The organism is Armatimonas sp., assembly GCF_964826245.1.
The window spans coordinates 1-7,472 of record NZ_CBAYMC010000214.1 but is presented as its reverse complement, the minus strand read 5'-3'; the positions used below and the strand labels follow the sequence as shown (position 1 = coordinate 7,472).

Genomic DNA, 7,472 nt, shown 5'->3' with positions numbered 1-7,472 from the left:
GGGCGCGATGACCGTAGCATCGGCAAGAAGCAGAAGTTTGCAGGGGTCGCCACCCAGATAGATCGCTGGTATCGTGGGTACCGTCAGAAGCAGGAGTCTAACTCCAATGTCGAGGACTGGCTACGAAAAGTCATGGTCGAGACGACCTGCCCGGACTGTCAGGGCGTTCGCCTGCGCCGCTCGCGAACCCGGATTTGGCTTGGTGGGACGGATATCCACGCCCTGAGCAACCTGACCCTCGCCGATGCCGCCGCGTTTTTGCGCACGTTGCCCCCACCCACACGTAGCCCGGAGGCGGCGCAGCAGATCCTCCAGGCGATCCTCTCGCAGCTCGAACTTCTCTGCGATATCGGGCTGGATTATTTGTCTCTCTCGCGGCGCTCGGGCACACTCTCCGGCGGGGAGTCGCAACGGATTCGGCTCTCCGCGCAGATCGCCAGTGGGCTGATGGGGATGCTCTATGTGCTGGATGAGCCGAGCATTGGCCTGCACCCGAAAGACAACGAGAAGCTGATCGCGACCCTGCAGCGGCTTCGCGATATCGGCAACACCGTGATCGTGGTCGAGCACGACACCGACACGGTCCGCGCCGCCGACCATATTCTAGAGATCGGGCCAGGGCCAGGAATTCACGGCGGCGAAGTGGTGGCAAGTGGCACGGTCGCCGAGCTCTGCGCGAGTCCCCACTCGCTCACCGGGGCGTTTCTCTCGGGGCGGCGCGAGATTGCGCTTCCAAAAACACGCCGCGCGATCAGCGACGAGGCGCTGGTGCTGACTGGCGCGCGGGAGAACAACCTCAAGAACCTGACCGTGCGCTTCCCGCTGGGGGTGTTTATCGCGGTCACGGGGGCATCGGGCTCGGGGAAGTCGACGCTGGTCAACGATATCCTCCACAAGCAGCTCTACAACAAAAAGTACGACTCGCGGGTTTTAGCCGGGGCGCACGACTCCCTGACAGGCATCGAGAAAATCGGGGATGTGATCGAGATCGACCAGTCGCCCATTGGCCGCTCGCCACGCTCCAATCCCGCGACCTACGTGGGCTTCTACGACGACATCCGGCAGCTCTTCGCGTCGGTTCCGCTCTCCGTCGAGCGCGGCTACAGCGCATCGTGCTTTAGCTTCAATGTGAAAGGCGGGCGCTGTGAGGAGTGCGGCGGCGAGGGGACAATTACCACCAAGCTGAACTTCATGCCGGATGTGGAGGCGTCCTGCCACGCCTGCAAGGGCAGCCGCTACAACCCGGCGACGCTGGAAATTTTGTACAACGGCAAGTCCATCGCCGATGTGCTAGGCATGAGTATCGAAGATGGTGCGGCGTTCTTCATAGAGCATAAGAAGATCGCCCACAAGCTACGTGTCCTCGCCGATCTGGGCCTCGGCTACCTCACGCTGGGCCACCCCGCGCCCATCCTCTCCGGCGGTGAGGCGCAGCGTGTCAAGCTCGCGACCGAGCTAGCCAAGATCAAGCGCGGTGCCAAGAATCTCTATATTTTAGACGAGCCCACCACCGGCCTGCACCTCGCCGACATCCAGCGGCTTTTGGACTGCCTCAATCGCTTAGTGGATGCCGGAAACACCGTCCTGGTCATCGAGCACCACTTAGACATCATCAAGTGCGCCGACTGGGTTCTCGACCTCGGCCCCGACGGCGGCAAGAACGGCGGAACGCTGGTTGTCGAAGGAACGCCAGAGACCATCGCCGCCTGCCCCGAGTCGTACACGGGGACATTTTTGAAAGCCCTCCTCCCCCCGGCCCCCTCCTCCCGATAACGGGATTGGGAGGGGGAGTTGTCACCAATCCGCCTAATCTAAATATGCACGCTGACTACGAACCCACAGCACCGAGAGAACCAAGGCAAGCAGCCAGCCACCAGGATAAACAATGTTAAGAGTGCCCTTGTGGAAGTTCAGCATGAAGATACCCGTCGCGATAAGAAGCAACGTGAGACCAGCCCACTTGAAGCGCAAACGAATCCAGGAAATCTTGAGAAGCGCCAGCAGAAATGGCAGACCAGCAACAAGGCGGCGCATGTCACCTGTACTGTTTCTGCTCCGCGATCAGTTCCCTCTCCCCGCCTTTCTCCCTACCTCCGCAGGGTTGGGAGGAGGGGGCAGGGGGAGGAGGGAAAACCGGAGGAGGGAAAACCGGAGGAGGGAATACCGGAGGAGAGCTACAGCTTGCTCAGGAACCGGCCCATGCGCTCCAGCGCCTCGGTGAGCTTGTTGGTCGCCGTGGCGTAGCAGCATCTCACATGGCCGATGCCGCCGTCGCCGAAGACATCGCCGGGGACGACCAAGACGCGCTCTTCTTTTAAGAGGCGCTCGGCGAACTCCTCGGAGGTCAGGCCGGTTTTTTCGATGCTCGGGAAGGCATAGAACGCCCCGCCGGGCATGCGGCACTCCAGCCCCAGCTCATTGAGGCCTTTCACAAACAAGCGGCGGCGCCTATCGTAGTCGGCGACCATCTCGGCGGCGTCTTGCTCCGCGTTTTTCAGGGCCTCCAGCGCCGCGAGCTGCGCGGTGATCGGGGCGCAGAGCATGGTGTACTGGTGGATCTTCATCATCATCTCGATGATCGGAGCGGGCGCGCAGGCGTAGCCGATCCGCCAGCCGGTCATGGCGTAGGCTTTGGAGAAGCCGTTAAGGAGAATCGTCCGGTCTTTTGCGCCATCGAGAGCGGGAACGGAGACATGCGCCGTGTCGTAGCAGAGCCGGTCATAGATCTCATCGCTGAGGATATAGAGATCGTGCTCGACCGCCATATCCACCACTTTTTGGAGCCCCTCACGGCTCATCACCGCGCCGGTTGGGTTGGTCGGATAGGAGAGCAGGATCGCCTTGGTCTTCTCCGTGATCCGCTCCGAAATCGCCTCGGGGTGGGTCGCAAAGTCCGCACGAGCGCGGGTGGGAACCGGCACGGGGACGCCGCCGGCAAAGGCGACGCAGGGGGCGTAGCTCACGTAGCACGGCTCGGGGATCAGCACTTCGTCACCGGGGTTGAGGATCGCGCGAAACGCCGTGTCCAGCGCCTCGGAGACTCCCACGGTCACCAGCACTTCGGTGCGCGGGTTCCAGCCCGTGCCGTAGCGCTCGATATGCTTGGCGACAATGGCTTCTCGGAGTTCCAGAAGTCCATAATTGCTCGTGTAGGTCGTGCGGCCCTTCTCCAGCGAGTAGATCGCGGCCTCACGGATGCGCCAAGGCGTGACATAGTCCGGCTCGCCCACGCCCAAAGAGATCACGTCATCGAGCTCCGCGACGAGGTCAAAAAAGCGCCGAATCCCCGATGCCGGAGTATTTTCCACGATATGCGAGAGAGATTTCATGGGGTCACCGCCAGTCTTTCGTCCGTGGGCGTCTCCCCAAAGATATCGCCATCGTCCTTGTACTTCTTCAGCAGAAAGTGGGTCGCCGTACCTCGGACACCGTCAATGGTCGCCAGCTTCTCTGCCACGAAGTTTGCCACTTCCTGCATCGTCTTGCCCGCGACCACCACTCTTAGATCCTGCGAGCCAGAGACGAGATAGACACTATGCACTTCGGGGTAGCGGTAGATGCGCTCCGCGATTCTATCGTAGCCCGTGCCACGCTCCGGCTGCGCTGCGACATCGATGAAGGCATAGACCCGGCCCGCCCCAGCTTTCTCCCAGTCAATCCGGGTGCGGTACGAGCGGATCACGCCTGTCTGCTCAGCGGCAGCAACGGCGGCAGCCACCTCCGCCTCACTCTTGCCCGTCATCGCCGCGAGCTGTGCCGCACTCAGGCGGGCATCACGCTCTAGTATCCGCAAAATTTCAAGATCCATAGGTCCCTCAAAAGAAAAAAAACCGACTCACAGAGGTGAGCCGGTTGGTCTTAGTTTATAGAAGTCTCTCGTGCAGCGCTTCAAACAATCCCCGACATCACGCAACGGCCACAGCCGCCGGAGCCGCCGCAGCCAAGATAGCCGATGCCAGAGCTAGTGTGAAGCATATCACTGTGCGAAAGTGTACCATACAATGCATTATGTTTACCATCAGCACTGACAAGGCCCGCTTGAATTTTCCCACTCTTTATGCCTATCTCTCACGAGATTCTTACTGGGCACAGGGTATTTCTGAAGAGACTCAGCACCGCGCGATTGCGAACTCGGTCTGCTTTGGAGTCTACGAGGACGCGACGAATCAGCAGGTTGGTTTTGCACGCCTGATCACCGATCACGCGACATTTGCCTACCTCTGCGACGTCTTTATCGTCCCCGAGTTTCAAGGACGTGGGCTAGGCAAACAGCTCATGGCCGATATTGAGGCGTATCTGCTTCCGCTAGGTTGTCGGCGCTGGGGCTTAGTGACCAAAGATGCTCATGGGCTCTATGAGCAGTTTGGTTTCGAAGTGGAGAGCAGTGGGCGCTGGATGACCCGTAAGTTTCCGGATGTGTATGGCTAAAGATGTGTAGGGTTAAAAATGACAAAAACCGCTGTCAGCGTAGAGCACTAACAGCGGTAGTTTCGGATGGGTTGTACGGGACTCGAACCCATGACCCGCTGATTAAGAGTCAGCTGCTCTACCAACTGAGCTAACAACCCGAAACGCAAGGAGAATCATATCGCAGAGTGGAGTCTCTGTCAAGAATATTGACGGCTAAATTTGTGCATGGTAGAGTGAACACTGACATCTGTCTTGTCAAGAGTGGTGGAGGGACCGGCCCGACGAAGCCACCGCAACCGGCGCGAATCTGCGTAGCCTGGTGCGAATTCCGAGCAGGCGCTTCCTGCGAAGACAAGAGACACTCTCTTTGTTTTCGTCTTGCGTTTGTAGACAAGGCATGAAAATTATATAAAGAGAGAAAAAAATGTCTGACATTTCCCTGTTTACGTCGGAGTCTGTCTCGGTCGGTCACCCGGATAAAGTGGCGGATCAGATCAGCGATGCGATTCTTGATTTCTGCTTAGATGCCCTCCCCACGAGCCGTGTGGCCTGTGAGACCCTTGTCACGACGGATACCGTTGTCGTGGCAGGTGAGATCACCACCAAAGAGGGCGCACTAACTGCCCGAAAAGTGGATGAGATCGCGAGCAATGTGATCGCGGAGATCGGCTACAACGATCCTGCAATGCTCTTCTCAGCCCACGAAGTTCGTGTCTTTAACTTCATTCATGCACAGTCTCCTGATATTGCGATGGGGGTTGACTCTGGTGGTGCGGGCGATCAGGGCCTGATGTTCGGCTACGCTTGCGACGATACCGCAGCGCTGATGCCCTTGCCGATCCAAGTCGCTCACCAGCTTGTCGCAACCCATGTGAACCTGCGCAACTCCAAGCAGCTTGCCTGGCTTCGCCCCGATGCCAAGAGCCAAGTCACGGTCAAGTACGATAGCACGGGCAAGCCCGTCGGACTCGATGCCATTGTTCTCTCCACCCAGCACGATGAGAGCGTCATGGGCGAGAAGCATGGCAAGCCTTACTTCACCGACGAGGCCCGCCAAGAGATCATCGACCTGCTGATTCGGCCTGTACTGGAGAAAGAGTGTCCCAGCCTCATCACCGGTGAGCTCATTGCCCTCACCCCCGATAACCTCGATGCTACGGTGGCCGAGAGTGCGATCCGCTGCTTTGTCAACCCGACCGGCAACTTCCTGATTGGTGGGCCTCATGGCGACTCTGGGCTGACCGGGCGCAAGATTATCGTGGATACCTACGGAGGCTATGCTCGTCATGGTGGTGGTGCGTTCTCCGGCAAGGATCCAACAAAAGTAGACCGCTCTGCCGCCTATGTCGCGCGCTATCTTGCCAAGCTCGTCGTGGCCGCAGGACTTGCCAGCAAGTGTGAGATCCAGCTCGCCTACGCCATCGGAGTGGCGCAACCTGTCTCCGTGCGCGTGGACACGTTTGGCACCGGCAAGCTCCCCGACACCGAGATCTCGGCGCGCCTCAAGAGCAAGTTCGATCTGACCCCTAAGGGCATTATCGAGACGCTGAACTTGCGCCGCCCGATCTACCAGGCTACCGCCAAGAATGGTCACTTTGGCAACCCCAGCTTCCCGTGGGAAGACACCAGCCGCGCGAGCGAGCTAAAATAATCGTGTTTAAGGGAACTAACCCTAGCATCTCAAGCGTAGTTTAGGTAGAATCGAACCATCTCGATCTGTTTGGAGGATAGAACTATGAATCGTTTGCTGATCGCCCTCGTGGCTGTTTCGGTGGCAGGTGCGGCGTTTGCTCAGGTAAAGCCCAAGCCTACGGCTCCTAAAGAGCAGACTGTCTGCCCAATGATGCCTAGCAACAAAGTGGATGCCAAGTCTAAGTCAGTGGCCTACACGGGCAAGAACCCTAAGTACAAGGGCAAGTCGGTGAAGTACTGCTGTGGCGGCTGTGAAGCCCCGATCAAGAAAGATCAAGACAAGTACTTTGCCATGGTCTTTGGCAAGTAGTCTTCTCTCGTAAGAAGCCCTCATGGCTCACTGAGCCGTGGGGGCTTTTTTTTGGTTGTACAATAGGGCGTGAATAGCTCTAAACTTCCCGTTTGTGCCGTGACTCTTTTTTCCTCCGGGGTGGCCTATACCCAGCGTGAGGGAGCGATTGAGGCAGGTGAGGCCACGGTGCCCCTGACATTTCGCACCAACCAGATCAACGATATCTTAAAGTCGCTGGTCTTACTTGATGCCGAGGGGGGAGCACTTCCCGCCGTCTACCCATCGCAAGACCCCGTTGAGCGCACCCTCCAGAGCTTCGCGGTCAATGTCTCCACATTTGCCACCCGTGGCGAGCTTTTGCGCCAGCTCCGGGGGGCCTCACTGAAGATCGAGATGCTCAATAAAGAGAGCTTCGAGGGACAGATCGTTGCGGTTGAGGAAGAAAAGCAGGCACGGGGCGAGGGCATAGGCTCTGTGATAAAAGTCGAGGTGCTGACCCTGATCACCGCGGAGGGGTTAGTTTCCGTCTCTCTGGATAAAGTGCGGCTCATCAAGCTCCTCGACGAGCGCCGCGACACGGAGCTACGGGAGGCGCTTACGGTGCTGGCCAGTGGCGCGGACGATGCGCGAAGAACGGTGCAGCTACGTTTTGCGGGCAAGAAAAAACGCACCGTGCAAGTCGGCTATATCACGGAAGCGCCGCTCTGGAAGATCAGCTATAGATTGGTGCTGGGGGAGGGCGAAGGACAGAAGCCGTATCTCCAGGGTTGGGCGCTGGTCGAGAACACAACGGACGAAGACTGGGAGGGGGTGCAACTAACTCTGGTGTCGGGGCGTCCCGTGAGCTTCATCCAAGACCTCTACCAGCCGCTCTATCTCCCGCGTCCTACCGTCGGCCCCGATATCATCCCCGCCGCCACTCCTCAGATCCATGAGGCCGTGATGTCCTCATTCGAGATGCCGCCTGCCGCACCCATGGGACAAGTATTGGCATCAGGGAAGCGCTCTATGAGGGCCGAGTCTCTGCGGCAATCGGTGACTTCCCAGGCCGAGGGACGCAGTGCGGGGGAGCTGTTTC

Annotated in this window: 7 protein-coding genes, 1 tRNA gene, 1 pseudogene and 1 riboswitch; of the genes and pseudogenes, 5 read left to right on the top strand and 4 right to left on the bottom strand. The window is 58.8% G+C overall.

What is annotated here, in order from left to right:
* On the top strand, positions 1-1,773 hold a 1,773-nt coding region (gene uvrA / locus AC1XOS_RS17440), incomplete at its 5' end, for an excinuclease ABC subunit UvrA (RefSeq protein WP_481963495.1).
* A 33-nt stretch (positions 1,774-1,806) separates the two neighbouring features.
* On the opposite strand, the gene AC1XOS_RS17435 is transcribed toward uvrA, so the two are convergent.
* The 3 genes from AC1XOS_RS17435 to AC1XOS_RS17425 all read right to left on the bottom strand — a co-directional run bounded on the left by AC1XOS_RS17435 (position 1,807) and on the right by AC1XOS_RS17425 (position 3,808).
* Positions 1,807-2,034, bottom strand: coding sequence for a hypothetical protein (locus AC1XOS_RS17435; RefSeq protein WP_481963494.1), 228 nt, complete (start codon positions 2,032-2,034; stop codon positions 1,807-1,809).
* A 140-nt stretch (positions 2,035-2,174) separates the two neighbouring features.
* Complete coding sequence (locus AC1XOS_RS17430; protein ID WP_481963493.1) at positions 2,175-3,329, bottom strand: aminotransferase class I/II-fold pyridoxal phosphate-dependent enzyme; 1,155 nt, start codon at positions 3,327-3,329, stop codon at positions 2,175-2,177.
* The gene (locus AC1XOS_RS17425; protein WP_481963492.1) at positions 3,326-3,808 is read right to left on the bottom strand and encodes an Lrp/AsnC family transcriptional regulator; all 483 of its coding nucleotides are present in this window, start codon (positions 3,806-3,808) and stop codon (positions 3,326-3,328) included. Before AC1XOS_RS17425 ends, AC1XOS_RS17430 begins: the two co-directional genes overlap by 4 nt.
* Before the next feature lie 200 nt (positions 3,809-4,008).
* On the opposite strand from AC1XOS_RS17425, the gene AC1XOS_RS17420 reads away from it, so the two are divergent.
* Positions 4,009-4,428, top strand: coding sequence for a GNAT family N-acetyltransferase (locus AC1XOS_RS17420; protein ID WP_481963491.1), 420 nt, complete (start codon positions 4,009-4,011; stop codon positions 4,426-4,428).
* A gap of 67 nt (positions 4,429-4,495) precedes the next feature.
* Here AC1XOS_RS17420 and AC1XOS_RS17415 read toward each other — a convergent pair.
* Positions 4,496-4,568, bottom strand: a tRNA-Lys gene (locus AC1XOS_RS17415).
* 91 nt (positions 4,569-4,659) lie between these two features.
* Positions 4,660-4,768: riboswitch (SAM riboswitch) on the top strand.
* A gap of 66 nt (positions 4,769-4,834) precedes the next feature.
* On the opposite strand from AC1XOS_RS17415, the gene metK reads away from it, so the two are divergent.
* The 3 genes and pseudogenes from metK to AC1XOS_RS17400 all read left to right on the top strand — a co-directional run.
* Positions 4,835-6,061 carry a methionine adenosyltransferase gene (metK, locus tag AC1XOS_RS17410; protein WP_481963490.1) on the top strand — a complete coding sequence of 409 codons (1,227 nt, stop codon included), beginning with the start codon at positions 4,835-4,837 and terminating at the stop codon, positions 6,059-6,061.
* 84 nt (positions 6,062-6,145) lie between these two features.
* Positions 6,146-6,412: a hypothetical protein gene (locus tag AC1XOS_RS17405; protein WP_481963489.1), complete on the top strand. Its 267-nt coding sequence runs from the start codon at positions 6,146-6,148 to the stop codon at positions 6,410-6,412.
* 69 nt (positions 6,413-6,481) lie between these two features.
* A pseudogene (locus AC1XOS_RS17400) lies at positions 6,482-7,472 on the top strand (hypothetical protein); the annotation flags it as partial.